The 20,025-nt window shown below is 34.5% G+C and carries 18 protein-coding genes; 6 read left to right on the top strand and 12 right to left on the bottom strand.

Annotated elements, in window-relative coordinates; all coding sequences use genetic code 11:
• Positions 1 to 381: 381 nt before the first annotated feature.
• The 3 genes from A0O34_RS14780 to A0O34_RS14770 all read right to left on the bottom strand — a co-directional run bounded on the left by A0O34_RS14780 (position 382) and on the right by A0O34_RS14770 (position 2,870).
• On the bottom strand, positions 382 to 978 hold the full coding sequence (locus tag A0O34_RS14780) for an IS1096 element passenger TnpR family protein (protein WP_066759753.1): 597 nt from the start codon (positions 976 to 978) through the stop codon (positions 382 to 384).
• A gap of 134 nt (positions 979 to 1,112) precedes the next feature.
• Positions 1,113 to 2,144, bottom strand: coding sequence for a sensor histidine kinase (locus A0O34_RS14775; protein WP_066755998.1), 1,032 nt, complete (start codon positions 2,142 to 2,144; stop codon positions 1,113 to 1,115).
• A gap of 45 nt (positions 2,145 to 2,189) precedes the next feature.
• A complete protein-coding gene (locus A0O34_RS14770) occupies positions 2,190 to 2,870 on the bottom strand; it encodes a response regulator transcription factor (RefSeq protein WP_066755995.1) in 681 nt (226 codons plus the stop codon).
• A 186-nt stretch (positions 2,871 to 3,056) separates the two neighbouring features.
• Between A0O34_RS14770 and A0O34_RS14765 the strand changes: the two genes are divergently transcribed.
• The 3 genes from A0O34_RS14765 (at position 3,057) to A0O34_RS14755 (ending at position 8,220) form a co-directional block, all read left to right on the top strand.
• Complete coding sequence (locus A0O34_RS14765) at positions 3,057 to 5,525, top strand: TonB-dependent receptor domain-containing protein (protein WP_066755992.1); 2,469 nt, start codon at positions 3,057 to 3,059, stop codon at positions 5,523 to 5,525.
• 24 nt (positions 5,526 to 5,549) lie between these two features.
• A complete protein-coding gene (locus A0O34_RS14760; protein ID WP_066755989.1) occupies positions 5,550 to 6,761 on the top strand; it encodes a hypothetical protein in 1,212 nt (403 codons plus the stop codon).
• 295 nt (positions 6,762 to 7,056) lie between these two features.
• Positions 7,057 to 8,220 (top strand): hypothetical protein, encoded by a 1,164-nt coding sequence (locus A0O34_RS14755; RefSeq protein ID WP_066755986.1) that lies wholly within the window; start codon positions 7,057 to 7,059, stop codon positions 8,218 to 8,220.
• Positions 8,221 to 8,326: 106 nt separating this feature from the next.
• On the opposite strand, the gene A0O34_RS14750 is transcribed toward A0O34_RS14755, so the two are convergent.
• From A0O34_RS14750 to A0O34_RS22610, 7 genes are all read right to left on the bottom strand, one after another.
• Positions 8,327 to 9,565: an amidohydrolase gene (locus tag A0O34_RS14750; protein ID WP_066755983.1), complete on the bottom strand. Its 1,239-nt coding sequence runs from the start codon at positions 9,563 to 9,565 to the stop codon at positions 8,327 to 8,329.
• 78 nt (positions 9,566 to 9,643) lie between these two features.
• Entirely contained in the window at positions 9,644 to 10,489 is an 846-nt protein-coding gene (locus tag A0O34_RS14745; RefSeq protein WP_066755979.1) for an AraC family transcriptional regulator, read from the bottom strand.
• A gap of 171 nt (positions 10,490 to 10,660) precedes the next feature.
• A complete protein-coding gene (locus A0O34_RS14740; protein WP_066755976.1) occupies positions 10,661 to 11,989 on the bottom strand; it encodes an amidohydrolase in 1,329 nt (442 codons plus the stop codon).
• Positions 11,990 to 12,321: 332 nt separating this feature from the next.
• A complete protein-coding gene (gene hemL, locus A0O34_RS14735) occupies positions 12,322 to 13,605 on the bottom strand; it encodes a glutamate-1-semialdehyde 2,1-aminomutase (protein WP_066755973.1) in 1,284 nt (427 codons plus the stop codon).
• Between the two features lie 74 nt (positions 13,606 to 13,679).
• Positions 13,680 to 14,738: a glucosaminidase domain-containing protein gene (locus A0O34_RS14730; RefSeq protein WP_066755970.1), complete on the bottom strand. Its 1,059-nt coding sequence runs from the start codon at positions 14,736 to 14,738 to the stop codon at positions 13,680 to 13,682.
• Between the two features lie 16 nt (positions 14,739 to 14,754).
• The gene (locus A0O34_RS14725) at positions 14,755 to 15,663 is read right to left on the bottom strand and encodes a 1-aminocyclopropane-1-carboxylate deaminase/D-cysteine desulfhydrase (RefSeq protein ID WP_066755967.1); all 909 of its coding nucleotides are present in this window, start codon (positions 15,661 to 15,663) and stop codon (positions 14,755 to 14,757) included.
• A gap of 293 nt (positions 15,664 to 15,956) precedes the next feature.
• Positions 15,957 to 16,283: a hypothetical protein gene (locus A0O34_RS22610; protein ID WP_066755965.1), complete on the bottom strand. Its 327-nt coding sequence runs from the start codon at positions 16,281 to 16,283 to the stop codon at positions 15,957 to 15,959.
• A 40-nt stretch (positions 16,284 to 16,323) separates the two neighbouring features.
• Here A0O34_RS22610 and A0O34_RS14715 point away from each other — a divergent pair, with 40 nt between their 5' ends.
• The 3 genes from A0O34_RS14715 to A0O34_RS14705 all read left to right on the top strand — a co-directional run bounded on the left by A0O34_RS14715 (position 16,324) and on the right by A0O34_RS14705 (position 19,024).
• Entirely contained in the window at positions 16,324 to 16,506 is a 183-nt protein-coding gene (locus A0O34_RS14715) for a DUF5522 domain-containing protein (RefSeq protein ID WP_029294953.1), read from the top strand.
• 1 nt (position 16,507) lies between these two features.
• Positions 16,508 to 17,035: a DUF4136 domain-containing protein gene (locus tag A0O34_RS14710; RefSeq protein WP_066755964.1), complete on the top strand. Its 528-nt coding sequence runs from the start codon at positions 16,508 to 16,510 to the stop codon at positions 17,033 to 17,035.
• A gap of 198 nt (positions 17,036 to 17,233) precedes the next feature.
• Positions 17,234 to 19,024 (top strand): endonuclease, encoded by a 1,791-nt coding sequence (locus tag A0O34_RS14705; RefSeq protein WP_066755962.1) that lies wholly within the window; start codon positions 17,234 to 17,236, stop codon positions 19,022 to 19,024.
• 163 nt (positions 19,025 to 19,187) lie between these two features.
• On the opposite strand, the gene A0O34_RS14700 is transcribed toward A0O34_RS14705, so the two are convergent.
• Both A0O34_RS14700 and A0O34_RS14695 read right to left on the bottom strand, forming a co-directional pair.
• Positions 19,188 to 19,541: a hypothetical protein gene (locus tag A0O34_RS14700; protein WP_066755953.1), complete on the bottom strand. Its 354-nt coding sequence runs from the start codon at positions 19,539 to 19,541 to the stop codon at positions 19,188 to 19,190.
• Positions 19,542 to 19,571: 30 nt separating this feature from the next.
• A complete protein-coding gene (locus A0O34_RS14695) occupies positions 19,572 to 20,024 on the bottom strand; it encodes a hypothetical protein (protein WP_066755951.1) in 453 nt (150 codons plus the stop codon).
• Between the last annotated feature and the right edge of the window lies 1 nt (position 20,025).

The following is a 20,025-nucleotide window of genomic DNA, read 5'->3' as shown; positions in this document are numbered from 1 at the left end:
TTTTGGTTGTGCTTTTAAGATCGCAAAGGCGTTTCACTCAATTAAGATTGAATGTTGGAATTGATGGCTTCGAGAACCTCAGCCACCAAGTGCGGGCAAAGTTACAATCAAATAATTGGTTGATAAAATTCTGAAAAACAGATGACCGAGGTTCTCGAAGTCACCTGTTTTTATGACGAAGATTTGTTAATTATGACAAAGTCCTAGCCCCGATTGCAGCGACATCCTTTTGTGCAGCAACGCGGAACAAAAGATATAGCGGAAAGCGGGAAATAGCTCCTGAAAAATAAATAATAAGTAATTGGTAATAAGTAATTAAAATACTTAGTTTTTAAGACAAAAAAGCCCTGAATTTTCATTCAGGGCTGTATATTTTAAGTATTATCTTTCGTCGTCGTTGTCATCTTCATCATCGAAAACATCGTCGTCATAGTTTTCTTCTTCCTCGTCATCGAAGTTGTCATCATCTTCATCTGCAAAACTGCTTCCTCCTGCAAAGTCGTCCTCGAAAGCAAAATCGTCCTCCATTAAAGGCATTGCCGATTTCTTTTTCCCTCCTGCACTTCCGTTTTTGCTAGGTGCTTTCAACGGAACGTTTCCAAATCTGTAGACTGTGATCGGATAATTTACTCCTTTGGTCTCGTCGATCACCTCAACAAGCTCACAGAAGAATTCCCAAAGATCCAGAAATCCGTATTGGAACTGCGCCTTTTTACCAGCACTTTCAAACGCCTCATCAATGTATACATCCGACATAATCTCCCCATCTCCATCATCACTCATATCTTCTAACGGAACAGTTTTTACGATCGTACCGTCATCTTCCAATAAATTAAAAGTTGAAAGCTCCTCGCCCTGAAGGCTGAACGCACTTTTAATTCCTAAGTGTAAGTTCCATAGCGTCTGTTTTCCTTTAACTTCGATATCACGGAAAATATCTTCTTTTGCATCTAATATTACGCGGATTTTGTAAACCATATCAGTTTTATAAATTACTTTTTTGCCTTTGTTATTATGATTAATCTCTGTTGCAAATATATAATAAATGACATGTGACAAAAAAATATTTATGAATTTTTTAAAATATTTTTTTTTCTTACATTTTGAAGAAATTATTTACTTTTCTCAAGCATAAAACTGAACTTCGTGCCTTCGAGATAGACACTCTCTACCGTAATGTTTTCGTTATGAGCCTCAAGGATATGCTTTACGATGGCCAATCCTAATCCTGAACCACCTTCTCTTCTACTTCTGCTGGTTTCTACACGGTAGAATCTTTCAAAAATTCTTGATAAAACTTCTGATTTTATTCCCATTCCGTTATCGATGACCTCTATCAGAACCTTATTTTTCAGAACGCTTGTCTTTACAACAACTTTTGCTTCCTGTCTGTTCGCATAATGAATCGCATTAGAAACTAAATTGATGAAAACCTGAGAGATCTTCTGTTTATCGGCATCCACAAAAATCTGAGGATTTAAGGTCTGAATCTGTAATGTTGTGTTGTGTTTTTCAGCTTCGAGGTCTAGAAGATCAAAAATTTCTTTTATCAATAAATTGACATCAAATCTGGAAACAGTAAGGTTAATTTCTCCGGCTTCAAGCCTGTTAATCATATCTAAATCTGTAACGATGGCAATTAATCTTTCAACCGAAATATCAATTCTTTCTAAATATTTATCACGAATCGTAAGATTATCGACTCCGCCATCCCTCAACGTCTCCACGTATCCCTGAATGGAAAAAAGTGGCGTTTTAAGCTCATGAGAAACATTTCCGATGTATTCTTTACGGTAGCTTTCCATTTCTTTCATCATATCAAGTTCGGTAACTTTTTGCTGATTAAGATCTGAAAACCTTTCTCCCAATTCTTTAATGGTAATATTTTCATCGTTATCATGAACGATCTCCTGCGGTAAAAGCAAAGAAAGCCCACGAACCTGTTTTTTACCATAATAATTAAACAATAGTTCTAAAACTAAATAATTAATGATAAAAATAACGATGAGACATATGAAAAGTCCTATTTTAAAGAATGGGGTTTTGTAATAGATATCCTTTAGCGAATCAAAAACGATTACTAGAAAGAACATCACCAATGTCAATAGACATGATGCGACGAGGGTAAGTCTGTAAAATTTCAATTTTACAAAGTTTTTATTGGTTTATGTAAAGTTAGGTTTTTTAAGCTATAAAACGATCAGCTTATACCCAATCCCTTTTAGAGTCTGGATGGTATTAATTCCCAGTTTTTCTCTTAATCTTCTGATATGAACGTCGATCGTTCTTTCTCCAACGATAACATCGTTCCCCCAAACTTTCTCCAGAATCTCTTCTCTTTTAAATACTTTTTCTGTATTTGAAGCTAAAAGATAAAGAAGATCAAATTCTTTTTTCGGAAGTAAAAACTGCTGTCCGGCTTTTGATACTCTGAAGTTGTCTTTATCAATAATAAGATCTCCAATTTCAATTAATTTAGCATTATCTGAAACTTGAGAAGTTAACTGTAATAAAGCATTAACTTTAGAAATAAGAATTTTCGGTTTGATTAATTTCACAATATAATCATTGGCTCCTGCCTGAAAACCTGCTAACTGAGAAAATTCTTCGCTTCTTGCAGAAAGGAAAACAATCAGTGTTTTGTGAAGTTCTTTTATTTTACGAAGTTCCTGACAAGTTTCGATACCGTCTTTTTCCGGCATCATTACATCTAATAAGATAAGATCCGGAACAATTTGTTTAGCTTTCTCAATCCCTTCATTACCGTTGGTAGCAGTGGAGATATCGTAACCTTCCTTTTCTAAGTTATAAGACAGGATCTCTAAAATATCCAGTTCATCGTCTATTAAGAGTATTTTCTTTTGGTTCATTTTTAATTTTTACTGAGTCAAAGTTAACAATTTTTAAAGCATAGATTAATAAATAAACTATCGTTCACATAAAGTTAACAATAACGGCGTTTTGTTAATGTTTAGTTAAGGAAAATTTAAATTTCGCTAAACCATTTTCACCACTAATGTTTTATTCCTTTGCACCGAAAGAATATAGTAAAAGAAATGAATTTTAGAAAGCTGAGTATCGCAGTTTTGTTTTTGACAACGTCAGGAGCAGTAATATACGCACAAGACACGAAAAAAGATTCCATCAAGAACGAAAAAAAGATTGAAGGAGTTGTAATCAAAGGATCTACTAAAAAAGGAACGGAAGCGAACCTTATTAATTTCCAAAAGAAGTCTGTTGAAGTTATAGAACGTGTAGGTTCTGTACAGCTTGCCAAGCAAGGTGTAGGAGATGCTGCAACGGCGGTAACGAAAGCTACCGGAACAATAAAACAGGAAGGAAGCGGGCAGATCTTTGTAAGAGGTCTTGGTGATAGGTATAATAGTACTACATTGAACGGATTACTGATCCCGTCGGATGATCCTGAAAACAGAAACATCGATCTTTCGATTTTCAAAACTTCAATGATTGAGTATATTTCATTAGATAAAATCTATAATCCGAAAATGCTTGGTGATTTTGGTGGAGCAAGTATAAGTATTGTTTCAAAAGAATTCACAGGAAAGCCTTATTTTAAAATCGGTTTAGGAAGCAGCATCAACCTTCAAACTTTTGATAACAATAATTTCAAGGTACAGGATGGAGCTCCGGGATTCTTCGGATTCAAAGAAACTAAATTCAACAAAGGAAATCCTTATCAGGCTTATCCATTCACATCAAAATGGAACTTTAAAAATGCTGATAACCCATTCAATACTGATGTAAATATTGAAGGAGGAGCAAGCTTCGGAAAGTTCTCAATCTTTGCGTATGCAGGATTTGAAAACTCTTACGAATACAGTAAAGGACAGGAAGGATTCTACTTTGCAGATAATACTCCGAACAAAAAATTTGATGTTGAACGTTCTAAATATAAGACTAATACAACAGCATTGGTTAATTTAGGATATAGATTCAATGCTAATAATAAAATTAATTTCACTTCAAATTTCATCCACTCTTCTGATCAGACTGCTAAAATATTTACAGGATATTCTTATGATGTAGACAAAAATGTGATCATCAACAGAGGAGATAACAAGATTACGAGCACTTGGATCAACCAATTATTCGGTACTCATAAGCTTGGTGACACTTGGAATGCAGATTGGGCTGTAGGTTATAATATGCTAAACAGCAAAAGACCGGATCGTTTGCAGAATACGATTGATGCTTCTACAATGCAGCTTATCACAGGAAGTGCAATCAATAACCACAGATATTTTGATGAGCTAAAAGACAACACGGTTTTAGGTCACGCTTATCTTTCTAAAACTTTAGATAAATTTAAAATTACTGTAGGATACGACGGGCAGTACAAGGACAGAAAATTCGACAATACAACGATTGGTATGAACTTCAGTCTTTCGCCTCAGGTAGATCCTAATAATATTGATGGCTTTATTAATGCTGGAAATAATAGTTTATTCTCTTACCAAACGTTCCAGCCGAGTTCAAAGTTATTCCAGCCTTTCTATTTTAATGTTAAGCAGAATATTCAGTCTGGATTAGCAAATGTAGATATCAATCTTAGTGATAAATTTATCGTACAGGTTGGTGGACGTTTCGATTACATCGATATGCAGCTGAAATGGTTTGACTCTGTTTTACAAAACGGTAAAAAGAATAAGCAATACAACAAATTCTTACCAGCTTTAAATGCTAAATACAGCCTTAGTGACAAACAAAACTTAAGATTATCTGTCTCTAAAACATACACACTTCCTCAAGCTAAAGAACTTTCTCCGATTGCATATTATGATGTAACTACGAACGTTTACGGTAACCAGGATCTTTCTCCATCTGATAACTATAATGCAGATTTGAAATGGGAATTATTTCCTAAATCAGGTGAGCTTATTTCAGTAGCAGCTTTCGGAAAATATATTAAGAATCCGATTGCAAGAACTACTTACGCAAGTTCTGCACCAAGTGATATGACTTATTTTAATCTTTCAGACTACGGATATATCGTAGGAGCAGAGGTAGAAGTAAGAAAAGATATTTATTCTTGGAGTAATTCTAAAATCTATACTTTCATTAACGGAACGTATATGCATTCTGAGCAGAAGTTTAAATCTGAAGATCAAATTGCAAAAGAAAATCATGGTAAAAGAGTTGTATTTACTAATCCTAAAGCTGACCTTCAGGGAGCTGCAGATTTCATTGCTAACGTAAACTTAGGTTACAACTACAAATGGAGTAACAACTTAAACAGCTTAGACTTTGTAGTAGTTTATTCTCACATCGGGAAAAACCTTTACTCTGTGGGAACTACAGAAATTGGAAACTTTTACGAAACTGCCAGAGATCTTTTGGATCTTAACCTAAACTTTACATTAGACAAAATAGGAATTGGTATTTCTGCTAAAAACCTATTAAATCCTCACAGTAAAATAGAACAGGAAAACAAAACTCAAACACTTATCAACAGAGACTATACAATGGGTCGTCAGGTTGGATTAAGCTTATCATATAAATTTTAATATAATATAAATCTAATAATAGTTATGAAAAAGACATTTTTTAAAGCTGCTCTTTTCTTATCATTAGCTGCGGCATTTTCATCAACCGCAATCTCTTGTAGTACTTCTGATGACGATACGGAGGACACAGCATCTGCTGTAGACCCAAATAACTTTCAAGGAAAAATTGCTGCAGGAACGAGCGTAACTTTAGACCCTACAAAAGTATATACGATCACTGGTAAAGTTTTAGTAGAGAACGGTGCAAGCCTTATCATCCCTGCAGGTACAAGAATCACTGTAGCTGAAGGTGCAAATTATCTTATCGTAGACAGAGGTGGTAAACTTTATATCAACGGTACAGCTTCTAGCCCTGTTTTATTTGAAGGAACTTCACACAAGCAAGGTCACTGGGGAGGTATTGTACTTTTAGGTAATGCTCCAACAAACAGAAGTGCTGCGGGAACGTCTACTTCAGAATTAGGTGATATGACATACGGAGGTTCGGATAACAACGATAACTCTGGTGTTATTAAATATGTAGTAATCAAAGACAGTGGTTTCAAATATAACCCTGAAAAAGAATTCAACGGACTTTCTTTATTCGGAGTTGGTAGCGGAACTACAATCTCTTATGTATATGTAACAGACGGTGCTGATGATGGTGTTGAATGTTTCGGAGGTAGCCCAAATGTAGATCACATCGTGGTAACAGGAGTTGGAGATGACGGTTTCGACTGGACAGAAGGTTACAAAGGAACTGCTAGTTTCTTATATGTTGCTAGAAAAAAACAATATCAGACGAATACTGAGCCTGGAAACAGAGGTATTGAAGCTGATACTCAGGATACAAACCCTAACACAACTTTCGGGAACGGTGTTTCTAACCCAACAATTACTAACGCAACTTTCTTAGGAAATACTTCTGGTGCAGAATCTCAAGGGATGAAAATCAGAGCTGGTTCTAATGGTAAATTTGACAATATCGTTTTAGCAAACTACTCTACAGGTTTAGATCTTGAAACAGACAGAACTTTAGCTTGGTTCCAAAGCGGTTCTTATGTTAAAAATGTAAGATTTGTAAACGTTACAACTAAGTCTAAAGCTAAAAACACTGCTGGTACAGCTGTGGATATTACTGGAATCTTTACAGAAAATGCTTCTGCATTAGGTGCTGGAAACGGAACTGCTTTGCCAGAATGGGCAAAAGGCTGGACTGGTTTATCTAGTTTCGACGTAGCTGATTCTATGAACTAAAAAATAGTAATTAGTTTCTTCATATCAAATTCAAATACCCTTGGGAAAATATTTTTCCCAAGGGTATTTTTTTATTATTGAAATTCTATTAAAAATTTAAATTATAATAAATTATCAACAACTTTAAATTTACATTCGGAAAATAAATTGAAAAGTTATAATTTCGAGTTTTTAATTGCTTATTCTTATATTTGAGCATTAAATCTTTAAAGTTTTAAAAACTATCACTTTCGAAAGAATTAAGGCTAACGAAGATTATAATTAAATAAAAGATCAGTACAAAATCTAAAAATATATGAAAAGGAATCACTTAAAATTAATTGCCGCAGCTTTATTCATCAGTACTACATTTACGATATATTCTTGCAGTAAAGATGATGATGAAACTCCAACAATAACTCCTGTAGGAATTGCTGTAGACACCAATAATTTCAAAGGTGAAGTTCCAAGCGGGCAAACGGTAACGTTAGACCCAACCAAAGTATATAAATTAACAGGATCTGTCATTATTAAAGATGGCGGAAAACTTGTAATTCCTGCCGGAACAAGAATTGTTGCCATAAGTGGAGCTTCTTGTTATGTTACCGTTGAACAGGGCGGTCAGCTCTTTGCAAACGGAACCGCAGGATCTCCGGTTTTATTCACCTCAAGTGCTGCTACTCCGGGAAGCTGGGGCGGAATCGTTATTTGCGGTAAAGCGCCAATCAATACAGGAACAACTGCAACATCCGAATTAGGAAATGCAACGTATGGAGGAACATTAGCAACCGATAATTCCGGATCTTTATCCTATGTAAGAATTGAATATGCCGGAGCTGTTTTCACTGGTACTACAGAATTCAACGGACTGTCTTTATTCGGTGTTGGTAATGCAACGGTAGTAAACAATATCGCTTTGCTTAATGGTTCGGACGACGGTATTCAAATTTATGGAGGGACAGTAAATCTTTCTAACATCGTTTCTTTGGGTAATGAAGACGATGCTTTTGAATGGACAGACGGCTGGAATGGAACCGCAACCGGAATCTACACAAAAAGAAGAGCCAACGGAACCGGAAATACAGGAATCAAAGGAAGTAATAACGCGACCAATCCGGATGCAACGCCAAGATCTAATCCGACCATCAAAAATGTTACTTTCATCGGAGGTACTTCCGGAGAAGCGGATGCCATAAAATTAAAACTTGGAACTTACGCAGTTCTTAATAATTTAGTCCTTTCAAACTGGACAACAGGTGTAAATATTGAAAGTGACGCTTCTGTAGCCAATTTTAACGGTCACAAAAAAATCACCGGAGCTTTGTTTAATACCACTACAACTAAAGTTTCTCTAAAATCTACTACCGGAGCAACAGTACCGATCGTAGATACTACTTTTGTTGAAAAATCAGACGCAACAGGAGCCGGAAACGGAATTTTAACGCCGACTTGGGCTACAGGAGGCTGGTCTTCTCTTTAGATTTAAATATAAAATAACAAATAAAAAACGCCCTCGGAAATTGCTTTTCGAGGGTGTTTCATTATAAAAACAAGGATTAAAAAATATATTAGATCTTAAAGTAATCTTATTTCTTCCAAAATAAATTACCATTATTCATTAAAGCTTCAACGCTAGACATTCTTGAAACAGCTTCTGCAGAACAGCTTGCATCAACCAAGATAATATTTGCTTTATCACCAGCTTTTGGCCATTGTTGATTTCCTTTATCATCTAACGGGAGAATATTTTGCGTCGCAAACTGCAATGTTCTTGATAGTTGAAATTCCGTTGCATATCCGTATAATTCGGCAATTAAATTTGCTTTTTGAAGCATATTTCCCGATCCGAAAGTACTCCAGTAATCCTGAACGTTATCATTTCCGATCAAAACTTCCACTCCATATTTTTTCAACGTCGGAATAGGCATTACTTTTCCGGTGAATGGAACAGATGAAGCTATTCCAACCTTTGCAGAAGCCAATCTTTCTGCGATTTGTTCTGTTTCTTTTTGATTTAAATGAGCTAAAGCAAAAGCGTGACTTACGAAAGTTTTTCCTTGAAGCTTGGGATTTTCAATCGATTTATCAATTAAATAATTAATCGTTTTCATCCCCGATTCACCAACTTCATGTAAATGAATATCAATTCCTTTATTATTGTCTAAGGCTAATTGCACTGTAAAATCAAGTACTTTTTCAATACTTCTGTCGATACTCAAAGGATCAAGTCCTCCAATAAAACCTACATGCGGTAATTTTGCCACCTCTTTCATCAAAGGAACAGAATCCGTATAATACAAACCATGTTGCGGAAAAGCCACCAATTCTGCACCGAAAGAATTCTTTTTATTCTCTAAAGCTTTCTCCAGATTTTCTAACGATTGTAAACCCGAAGTCGGATCAATATTGAAATGCGTTCTCACATAATTGGTTCCGTAACTTTGCAACAGATCAATTAATTGTTCTGCCCTTTCTACCGAGGTTTTCAACAGTTCCGGAATAATTTCCTGTTCGTAAGAAATCATATCTTTTACCGTTTTCTTTTTGGGTGAAAGTGTTTGCCACGGCAGTCCGTACCATGTTTTATCCAAATGAACATGCATATCTCTGAAGGCAGGAAGCATCAGCTTTCCTTTGGCGTCAACAGCATCAGAATTTGCATTGTTTGGTTTAATTGATTTTATTTTTCCGCCTTCAATTTCGATACAGAATAAATCTGTTTTTGTTTTGATAATTTCTTCATTATCATATTCGAAATCCGTTTCCAAACGAACATTTTTCAACGTATAATGTCCTTTAGCAAGAGGTTGATTTTGTAATTGCATGATCCCAAGTTTAGTCCTACAAAATTACATCCGCAAAATCTTAAACAGGAGTATCAATTATGTCTTGTTTTGTATCAATTATTCTTTGAATTGAGAAGGCGTCATTCCAGTTTGTGCCTTAAAAAATTTTGAAAAACTTGCATGATCATAGAATCCGAGATCGTAAACAATATCTTTTACAGACATTTCCGAGACTTTTAATAAACGTTTAGCTTCCAATAAAATTCTGTCCTGAATAAGAGAAGATGCTGATGTATTAAGGTTTTTCTTACAGACAATATTTAAATAATTGGCAGAAATATTCAGTTTTTCGGCATAAAAAGAAACCGAGCGTTCAATTTTAAAATGAATATCAATTAGATTTAAAAATTTAGAAATAATTGGATTAGAATTATACACTTCAAAATCTTTGAAAGCTCCTTCCACTGATTTACTCACCAATAAACCAATCAATTCACTTCTTTTTTGAATGACTTCCCAAAAGGTATTTTCTTCATTTAATTCCTTTTGAATGGTTTTAAATTCATGCAAAATTAAGTGGTAAATTTCCTCTGAAACCGTAAAAGCAGGATGCTGAAAATAATAGGAAGCCGAAAATCTCAACGCCGGAAGAAAACTTTCATACCATTCTCGACTGATCATTAATTGATATCCAATCGTCTCTTTTTCAATCACCCACTGATGAACCTGATCCGGAAAAACCAGATGAATCTGATGATCCTCAACCTGATATTCTACAAAATCGATCGTGTGCGAACCTGTTCCTTTTTTGAAAAGATTAATGATAAAAAAATCGTGTTTATGAGGCTCATCAATCCTTCTTTCACCATACAATTCATTGAATAACAAGTTACAACCCTGCGATTGTTTTTCTGCAAATTCATGAATTCCTAAAATGGGAAAATAATCCGGTTGATGGCTCATTGTGTGTAATTTTTCTCAAAAATATAATAAAATTAATCTCCGATCTACACACAAGGTAAGATTTTAACTATTACTCTAATTTTAATAATCTACAATAATATGTTTTCAATAAGCCTTGTCAAGGTTTAAAACCTTGACAAGGCCTCCCGATCCTGAAGAACATTTAAAAAATCAAAATACAATATTTCCCTGATGGATCAAAGATTCAACATTTGAAATTCTTGAAACAGCTTCTGCTGAACAACTTGCATTAAGGAAACTCAAATCTGCATTGTCTCCAACTTTTGGCCATTGTTGAACTCCTTTATCATCCAACGGAAGAACATTTGCTGTTGTCAATTTTAAGCTTCTGGATAATAAAAACTCTGTTGACTGACCGTACAATTGCGCCATTAAATTCGCTTTTTGCAATACGCTTCCTGTTCCGAAAGTATTCCAATGATCGACGATGCTGTCGTTTCCTGTTAAGACCTCAACATTATATTTGTACAAAGTAGGAATCGGCATAATTAAGCTTCCAAAAGGAATCGTAGATACAATTCCAATTTTTGCGTTGGCAAGTTTTTCTGCAATTTCTTCCTGTTTTGGCTTTTCTAATTTCCCCAGAACAAAACAATGACTTAGATATGTTTTTCCTTTTAAATCAGGATTCTCATTGACTTTATCAATTAAATATTCAACAGTTTTCAACCCAGATTCGCCACTTTCATGCAAATGAATATCGATTCCTTTTTTGTTGTCTAAAGCCAATTGGACTGTAAAATCAATTGTTTTTTCTATCGCTCCGTCAATTGTAAAAGGGTCTACTCCACCAATAAAATCGATATCCATTTTCGCCGCTTCTTTCAAATACGGAACTGAATCTGTATAAAAAACACCATGCTGCGGAAAAGCCACCAATTCTGCTCCGAAAGTTTTCTTTTTATTGTCTAAAGCTTTCTGTAGATTTTTTAATGATTCTAATTTTGAAGTCGGTTCAATATTCACATGGCTTCTGGCGAAAGATGTTCCTTTTGACTGCAACAATTTAATCATTTTCTCAGCTTTAAAAGTTGAGTTTTTCAACATTTCCGGAAGCATTTTTTGCTCTAGAGCGATCATTCCTTTTACTCCGCCTGTTCTTTTTCGGACTGCCTGCCATTTGTCTCCGTAAAAAGTTTTATCCAAATGGATATGCATATCTTTAAAAGCAGGAAGCATTAAAAATCCTTTGGCGTCAACAGCTTTTGCATTCGGTTGATTGGGAGCTATTTTTGAGATTTTCCCGTTTTCAATTTCGATATAAAATAAATCGGTTTTCGTGGAGATCACTTCACCTTCTTCGTATTCAAAACCTGTTTCAAGACGAACATTTTTTAAGCTTAATTTTCCTTTTGCAGAAATCGTTGGACTATCAAAAATTGAATTTGCCATCATAATGTTGGGAGCTAAAGTTAGTCCGGCCATTGCCAGCGCTGAGCTTTTAAGAAAATCTTTACGAGATATGTTTGAAGTGTTCATTTCCAATCTATTTATTACAAATTTAAAAAGAACTGAAATGATGGAAGTGTATGGTTTATTGTATTGCTTGTATGATTTATTGAAAATTCTTAACACAAATTATTTTTAATCACATAAAACAGCATCTTTGTCATCCTGAAAGGATCTCAATATCTTTATTGATAACATAGTCTAGATTCCTACGGAATGTTTTTTTCTCCCACAGATTTCTCAGATTTACACAGATGATTGTGTTTTATTTGTGCAAAATATTCGTGGTATTTGTGTTTTAATCAAAATAAAAAAGGACGAAGTTTTAAACCTCATCCTTTGTATAATTTATCTTTTTAGCTTTAAGAAAAATCAAATTTTCTGACTGCTTCAAGCGTCATATCAATTTCTTTATCCTTAATTGCATCACTGATGAAATAGGTTTCATATCCACTTGGAGGAAGATATATTCCGTTTGTCAACATTTGATGGAAAAAATTATTGAATAATGAATGGTTTGCTTCCTGCGCTTCATCAAAATTAGAAACTCTATTAATATGAAAGAAAACAGACATCATTGAACCTTTTCTGTTGATTTTATGAGCGATTCCTTTTTCATTTAAAATTTTTCCAATCTCAAAATCTAAAGTTTCAGTTGTTTTATTAAGATTACTGAAGAAATTTTCATCATTTTTAATTAGTTGAAGCGTTTTTAGACCCGCTCTCATTGCCAAAGGATTTCCGCTTAACGTTCCAGCCTGATAAACTCCGCCTTTTGGAGCTAAATGATCCATAATTTCGTTTCTTCCTGCAAAAGCACCAACCGGAAGTCCACCTCCGATTACCTTTCCATAAGTAACCAAATCTGCTTTCACATTATATAATTCCTGAGCTCCTCCGAAAGCCAATCTGAAACCTGTCATTACTTCATCAAAAATCAATAAAGCCCCGTTTTCGTCGCAGATCTTTCTCAAATTTTGAAGGAAATCATTTTCAGGAAGAACGCAACCCATATTTCCGGCAACAGGTTCGATAATTACGGCTGCAATTTGACCTTGATTATGTCTGAATAAATCCTGAACCTGCTCAAAATCATTATATTTTGCCAACAAAGTATCTTTTGCCGTTCCTTCTGTCACTCCTGGAGAATTCGGGTTTCCAAAAGTAGCAGCACCACTTCCCGCTTTAATCAAAAATGAATCTGAATGACCGTGATAACAGCCCTCAAATTTCACAATTTTATCTCTTCCTGTAAACCCTCTTGCCAATCTTACCGCGCTCATACAAGCTTCTGTTCCTGAAGAAACCATTCTGATCTGGTCAATATTTGGAACATTATCTACGATGAATTTTGCAATTTCAGTTTCCAATTCTGTCGGAGCACCGAAAGAAAAACCTTTCTCTGCCTGAATTTTTAATTCTTCCAACACTTCTGGATGAGTGTGGCCTAAAATAGCCGGTCCCCAAGAATTGATGTAATCGATATAAGTATTGTCATCAGCATCTGTAAGGTAAGCCCCTTTTGCAGACTTCATAAAAACAGGAACGCCACCCACAGATTTGAATGCACGAACAGGAGAATTTACTCCTCCCGGAATGTATTTGTAAGCTTCATCGAATAAAGCTGAACTTCTTTGATATTTCATATGTAGTTGTTGGCTGATAGTTTGTAGTTGCTGGTTTAACCGACAACCAACAACTATAAACTATCAACAAAAAATTAGTTTCTAGGTTTTTTGTCAATCAGATAAATTAACTGCCCTGCAGATGGTTGCTGACCTTCATCCATTCTGTTTTTTGCATATAATTTATGTAATTTGATTCCGAATTTTTGAGCAATATCATGCATATCTTCTCCTGAAAGAGCTTTGTAAGTTGCCGTATTTCCATCTGAGTTTTTAGATTCAAGGAAAACAATTTCGTCTTTCTTTAAAACATCGCTTTCCAGTTCATTCCATTTCGTCAGTTTGCTTTCGCTTACTTTGAATTTATTTGCGATAAACTGAACATTCGTGTCCTCAGGAATAATGATATATTTCAAGCCGTCATTTGGATGACTTTTAATTAAAATTGAATTAAGGATTTCAGCTTTTGTCTTGATTCTTTCCACTCTTTTCTGTTGTTGAGCGAAAGAAGTTTGCTTGTAAGGAACATTTACTGTAACAGGATCTTTATCTTTCTTTACAAATTTTGAAGGTTCTAATCTTGCCATGAAACTTCTGTCATCCTTTAAATCAGGATACATTTTAAGAACCGCATACAAAACTTCTTTAGAACTTGTATTATCAAATTCATAAAGTTTATATCTTTCAATTTTACCTATTAAGATAGATGCATATCGTGGGTTTGTTGCATAACCAGCCTTTTTCAGACCATATGCCCACGCTTTATAATCTTTCATATCTAAATTGAAAAGCCCTGTATAATATTTTCTTGTTGATAAAAATATCGAGTGATCTTCGTAAGATTGTCTTGGGTCTTCATACACACGGAAACACTCGTTGGGAGCGTCATCGGTATGTTTCATAGTTTTCCCCGTCCAGTCTTCTTTACATTTTATTCCGAAGTGATTTTTACCTTCTTGAGCCAATCTGCTTTGTCCACCACCAGTCTCAAGAAGTCCCTGAGCAAGCGTGATAGAAGCAGGAATTTTATACTTTTCCATCTCTTCCACTGCATATTGAGCGAATTTTTGGATGTATTGGTCTTCAGTAGCCCAAGTCTGAGCCGAGAATTTTGATAAAACTAAAAGGCTTATTAGTAAGAAAAGTCTTTTCATGTTTTTCAATTTTACTTTATATAATTAAATTTCTATTCTGTTTTTCTAAGAGCAAATTTGCTCCTTCAACACCCTGTAATCCACCCGTGTGGAAGCACAAGATCTTGCTGTTTTCAGGAAAATATTCTTCATCAATCAGTTCAAAAACCTTCTGCATCATTTTTCCTGTATATATCGGTTCTAACGGAATTCCGTATTTCTCCTTGAAATCATTGATAAAACGGATGTTTTCATCTTTTATTTTACCATAACCTCCAAAACTTGAATCTATTAGATTGAAATTTCTTTTTAAGGTTAATTCTGAAATTTTATTTTCCAAAGAAGAATCGTCAACTACCTTAAAACCTATAACTTTCTGATTCTCTTTACAAAATTTGGAAATCCCGGCAATCGTACCTCCGGTTCCAACTGCGGTGCAAAGATAATCAAAATCTTTTGTTTCGTTATTCAGCATCATTTTTACACCCTGTACAGCATCTTCATTGGTTCCGCCTTCTGGAACGATCAGTGCTTCAGGAAATTCATGTTGTAAAAATTCTGATAATTTTTCTTTATTTCGGTATTCTTCTCGGGTGATGAATTTTAAATTCATTCCGTTTCTTTTTGCGAAAACTAAAGTTGGATTGTCACGCCATTTATCTTTTAATTCTTCTCCCCTAATAATTCCCAAAGTTGGAATTCCCGTTAAATTTCCGACAGCAGAAACCGCAGAAATATGGTTTGAAAATGCTCCGCCAAAGGTTATGATATAAGGTTTTTCAGGATTTTGATTTACATAATTATTGATATTGTGGAAAAGTTTCCAATATTTATTTCCTGAAATCTGAGGATGAACAAGGTCTTCTCTTTTAATGAAAAGTTTTATGTTTTTATTGATGGGAATTTCCTGAATGGGGATTTTTTCTGTTGGGAGTTGTAATAACATTCTCTATTAATGATATTGTTTTAACAAAATTACTATTTTTTGTTCGTTTTGTCTTGAAACAAAAGAACCAAAAGTTCAAGACTTGGAAACTTCCGCTAAAAATTAATTCTGTTCTCTAAAAATTCTAAAACTTGCGCGAATTTAAAGTTTATTCTTTAGTTCTATATTTGTCTCGCGCTTCAAACAGTAGAATTTTATTAACGTTCACAGAATTAATTTTCTTAACGCTCCATTTTCCTATGTCAGTTTACCACCGTTGAAATATTAGAAATGAAATTCAAAAATAAACCCATTTACAAATACTTTCTAAAGCTCCAGAATTTTCTTTTTTTGAGATAATTTAAATTGAATTCATTATCGTAGGCTTCTCTTTCGAAGGAGATTCTTTTGTAGGCTTGATAGCTGTCTTTTAGTTTAAAAAACCAGTAATAATATTCGATCACGTAGAAAATGTAGAAGAAAATAATAAGCATTTCCAACTGCTGCCTGAGGTGGATTTTTTCGTGATTGATAAGTATTTTATTTTCCTTATCTTCGATTTTTCTAACGAAGATAAAGGGAAAAAGAGCGATGCCATTAATTTTAAGTTTTTTTAATGGCTTTTGGCACACAATTATCATGATAACAAATATAAAGTTTTTTGACTTAGAGATTTAACTTATGGCACTTTTTGACATCAAAGAAGGTGAAGACTTTTACTACAACGAGCAAGGGTATAAGGTTTTTACGGAAAAATTTCATCTGAAAAGAGGACATTGCTGTAAAAGTGGCTGTAGACATTGTCCTTACGGATACGATAAAAAGACCGATACATTCATTAAAAACGATAAAAAAAATAAATAAAATGAAAAAATATATTTTTATTTTGTTAGCTGCGGCTACTTTGAGTTTAACGTCTTGTAGTCCTTTTCAAGTGCGTTCAGACTACGCCGAAACTGCCAATTTCACTTCTTATAAGACTTATAAAATAAGAATTGATGATTTGAAGCTTAATGATATTGATAAAGACAGAGTGTTGAACGAATTGTCTAGACAACTACAAACCAAAGGACTTCAATCGGGCGAAAATCCTGATTTGATCGTCAATGTAAAAGCAAACCACAAGAAAGTTACAGATATCAACAGCGGATCTCCTTACGGAATGTACGGTTGGGGCGGATCTTTCGGATGGGGTCTTGGAATGAGCAGAACTTGGACAAGCAACTATAATGAAGGAGCCATCATCGTTGATCTTGTAGATGCAAAATCTCAAAAACTGGTTTGGCAAGGTATCGGAAGCGGAATTTCCGTTGATTCTCCTAAAGCGAAACAAAGACAGATTCCAGAAATCGTGGCAGAGATCATGAAAAATTATCCTCCTCAGAGAAAATAATTAAGATTTAAATCAATCAAATATATGAAAGTCAATACAAGTTTTTTGTGTTGGCTTTTTTTTATTTCCCTAAATCACAAAAGGATCAATATAATTTTCAAAGCTTTGTGAATAATTAAGATGCAATACCTATTAAATTTAACAGTAATGTAATTTTTCATCCAAAAAAATATAGTAATCTTACTGTAAATTATTAATATGAAAAAAATCATCTTATTTCTTGTATGGGCAGGGTTTGCCAATGCTCAGGCCCCTGCAGGATATTACAATTCGGCAAACGGATTGACCGGAGCATCTTTGAAAACAGCCTTGAGCTCGATCATCACCAACGGACATCAGGACAAAGGCTATGGCGGACTATGGACAGGTTACAAAACCACAGATATCGACAAAAATTATGAAAATGACGGTTCAATTTTAGATATTTATTCTGAAAAACCAACCGGAACCGATCCTTATAAATTTACGCCAGGAACCAATCAGTGTGGAACGTATTCAGTTGAAGGAAACTGTTATAATCGTGAGCATATTGTTCCGCAAAGCTTATTTAATGAAGCTTCGCCAATGGTTTCTGATATCAACTTCATCCGAGCTACAGACGGAAAAGTGAACGGAATGAGAAGCAATTATCCTTTCGGGAAAGTGGGAACAGCAACTTTTACGTCTAAGAATGGTTCAAAGCTTGGAAGTTCTGCTTCTTCAGGATATGCGGGGACGGTTTTTGAGCCGATTGATGAGTTTAAAGGTGATGTTGCACGTATGATTTTCTATTTTGTAACGCGTTACCAAAGCAAACTTTCTACTTTTTCTACAGGAAATATATTGGGAAGCACCACTTTTCCGGGATTGCAGACTTGGGAACTGAATGTTTTACTGGCTTGGCATAATCAAGATCCTGTTTCTCAGGCTGAAATCACAAGAAATAATGCTTCTTATACTTATCAGGGAAACAGAAATCCGTTTATTGATAATCCGGGTTATGCAAATCAAATCTGGGGTTCTCAGCAGCCTTCGACAGATACGCAGTCTCCTACAACTGTTACAGGATTAACTCTTCCATCAAAAACATCAAACAGTATTTCACTTTCATGGAATGCTTCAACAGATAATGTTGGCGTTGCTTCTTACACTATTTATATGAACGGGAGTCTGAAAACTACGGTAACGTCAACCTCAACAACAATTTCAGGTTTAAATCCTTCTACAACTTACAATTTCTATGTTGTGGCAAAAGATGCGGCAGGAAATTCTTCAACAAACAGTTCAACCGTTTCTGGGACAACTAATGCTGGAACTTCTACTCCATCAACCAATTGTGTGAATGAAACTTTTGAAACTATTCCTGCAAACAGTGCTTCTTATTCTACAAGAACGTGGACGAATGGAGGAATTACCTGGACAGCAACAGATGCAAGAACAGATCAAACAATTTCTACGAAAGCGATCACAGTAAGAGAAGGTTCGTTAAAATCTAGTTCTTCAGCTAATGGAATTGGCTCTTTGACGGTAACGACTCAATTGAAATTTACAGGAAGCAACGGAACTTTTAATGTGTTGGTGAATGGCGTAACGGTGGGAACTATTCCTTACAGTGCGACGGTTGCAACAACGACAATCAGTAATATTAATGTTTCAGGAAATGTGGTTGTGAGTTTAGAAAATAATTCATCAAGTGATAGAGTTGCAATTGATAATTTAAATTGGAATTGTTATTCAGGAACAGCAAAACAGAGCGTTTCTTCTTTGGAAAAATCTGAAATTAATGATTTGCAAATCTATCCGAATCCAGTTTCTAATCAGGAGATTTTTGTAAAAGGGGAAACTCAAAACATCAAAAAAGCTGAGATCTATAATTTGCAGGGGAAAGTAATGCAGACGATTTATCAACCTTTTAAAAACAGTAGAAATTCTCTTAAAATTAAAAACTTAGAACAGGGAATTTATATTTTAAAATTGGATAATTCTACATTGAAATTTGTGTTGCAATAAGAATCATATTTAATAATTAGATCTAGATTCCTACAGAATGACAAAGTAAATGGTAAAAAATTGTGATTGAGATTGCTTCGTCGCTTACACTCCTCGCAATGACAAAAAAAAGACTTCTCTTTGATAAGGGAAGTCTTTTTAACTTTAGTTTTCTTCTTCTATATTACTTAAGTTTCACGTATTTATTTTCAATACCTTGATATGTGATTGTTAAAGTATCATTTTTAATTAAATAATCCGTTTCGTCTTTTTCCTTGGTTGCATTGTCGATGGCGATTATTTTATGATCTTTAATGATATAAGTTGATTCTAATGAATTTTGCATTTTTCCTTCACCAACGTACTGAATAAATTTCCCGTCTTTTGTAAATTCTAAAACAATTTTTCCCATTATGTTTGTCGTTTCCAAATCTTTAAGCATTCCTTCCCACTTACCAATAAGTTTAGGATCTTCGTTTTTTTGTGAACTGCAATGTAGCGCGATTAGACAACTGAAAATAAATAATGTTTTTTTCATTTTAATGGATATTATTTTTTTTAAGCTAATTTATGATACACCATCCCACATCTGCATATTGTATTTTTTATTCAGATAACGGACAATTTCAGGATGGGAAAGGAAAAACTCTCTTGCTACAAAATACTCCTGCTGATCTATTTTAAAACGCTGTTCATACTTTTTAACATTAGGATTTACAATACTGTCGAAAATATCACCATATCTTTCGTTTTGATAAATACTCATAGAATCGCAGAATTTTTTATTGGCGGCATAACAAGAATCACTGATTAAATAGAGATCTTTATTCATAAAAACGCCTACTTCTGTATTTTGGTTATCCATTTTTTGGAGAAATGAGGTGACGTGTTTCAGCGTATCGCCTTCAAGTTTATATTTGGATATTACTGTTCTGAATTCATCATTAGCCAATTTTTTCTTCTCCGAACAAGACAGTATTGTTAGACATAAAATCCCTATTAAAACAAAACTTTTTATCATA

The sequence above is a fragment of the Chryseobacterium glaciei genome (assembly GCF_001648155.1).
Lineage (GTDB): Bacteria > Bacteroidota > Bacteroidia > Flavobacteriales > Weeksellaceae > Chryseobacterium > Chryseobacterium glaciei.
This window is presented reverse-complemented; position numbering and strand designations above follow the sequence as displayed.

Bases quoted from the DNA above. Each gene is read 5' to 3' on its own strand.
- hemL (WP_066755973.1), bottom strand. From the start codon at position 13,605: ATGAAATATCAAAGAAGTTCAGCTTTATTCGATGAAGCTTACAAATAC.
- A0O34_RS14710 (WP_066755964.1), top strand. From the start codon at position 16,508: ATGAAAAAATATATTTTTATTTTGTTAGCTGCGGCTACTTTGAGTTTA.
- A0O34_RS14745 (WP_066755979.1), bottom strand. From the start codon at position 10,489: ATGAGCCATCAACCGGATTATTTTCCCATTTTAGGAATTCATGAATTT.
- A0O34_RS22610 (WP_066755965.1), bottom strand. From the start codon at position 16,283: ATGATAATTGTGTGCCAAAAGCCATTAAAAAAACTTAAAATTAATGGC.
- A0O34_RS14715 (WP_029294953.1), top strand. From the start codon at position 16,324: ATGGCACTTTTTGACATCAAAGAAGGTGAAGACTTTTACTACAACGAG.
- A0O34_RS14695 (WP_066755951.1), bottom strand. From the start codon at position 20,024: ATGATAAAAAGTTTTGTTTTAATAGGGATTTTATGTCTAACAATACTG.
- A0O34_RS14725 (WP_066755967.1), bottom strand. From the start codon at position 15,663: ATGTTATTACAACTCCCAACAGAAAAAATCCCCATTCAGGAAATTCCC.
- A0O34_RS14770 (WP_066755995.1), bottom strand. From the start codon at position 2,870: ATGAACCAAAAGAAAATACTCTTAATAGACGATGAACTGGATATTTTA.
- A0O34_RS14760 (WP_066755989.1), top strand. From the start codon at position 5,550: ATGAAAAAGACATTTTTTAAAGCTGCTCTTTTCTTATCATTAGCTGCG.
- A0O34_RS14780 (WP_066759753.1), bottom strand. From the start codon at position 978: ATGGTTTACAAAATCCGCGTAATATTAGATGCAAAAGAAGATATTTTC.
- A0O34_RS14750 (WP_066755983.1), bottom strand. From the start codon at position 9,565: ATGCAATTACAAAATCAACCTCTTGCTAAAGGACATTATACGTTGAAA.
- A0O34_RS14730 (WP_066755970.1), bottom strand. From the start codon at position 14,738: ATGAAAAGACTTTTCTTACTAATAAGCCTTTTAGTTTTATCAAAATTC.
- A0O34_RS14755 (WP_066755986.1), top strand. From the start codon at position 7,057: ATGAAAAGGAATCACTTAAAATTAATTGCCGCAGCTTTATTCATCAGT.
- A0O34_RS14700 (WP_066755953.1), bottom strand. From the start codon at position 19,541: ATGAAAAAAACATTATTTATTTTCAGTTGTCTAATCGCGCTACATTGC.
- A0O34_RS14705 (WP_066755962.1), top strand. From the start codon at position 17,234: ATGAAAAAAATCATCTTATTTCTTGTATGGGCAGGGTTTGCCAATGCT.
- A0O34_RS14765 (WP_066755992.1), top strand. From the start codon at position 3,057: ATGAATTTTAGAAAGCTGAGTATCGCAGTTTTGTTTTTGACAACGTCA.
- A0O34_RS14740 (WP_066755976.1), bottom strand. From the start codon at position 11,989: ATGAACACTTCAAACATATCTCGTAAAGATTTTCTTAAAAGCTCAGCG.